Source organism: Bacillus sp. GS3m_15504 (genome assembly GCF_055825275.1).
Map to the genome: position 1 here is coordinate 1 of NZ_JBVVNL010000046.1, position 221 is coordinate 221.

Annotated in this window: 2 rRNA genes; both read left to right on the plus strand. The window is 44.8% G+C overall.

What is annotated here, in order from left to right:
* A 23S ribosomal RNA gene (locus AC0L0O_RS30135) occupies nucleotides 1-82 on the plus strand; the annotation flags it as partial.
* A 49-nt stretch (nucleotides 83-131) separates the two neighbouring features.
* Nucleotides 132-221 (plus strand): 5S ribosomal RNA (gene rrf, locus AC0L0O_RS30140); the annotation flags it as partial.

Below are 221 nucleotides of genomic sequence, written 5' to 3' on the forward strand. Positions count from 1 at the left end.
GATGATCAGGTTGATAGGTTCGAGGTGGAAGCATGGTGACATGTGGAGCTGACGAATACTAATAGATCGAGGACTTAACCATATAATATGTAGCAATGTTATCTAGTTTTGAAGGAATATGCCTTCAATAGTTTGGTGATGATGGCAGAGAGGTCACACCCGTTCCCATACCGAACACGGAAGTTAAGCTCTCTAGCGCCGATGGTAGTTGGGACCTTGTC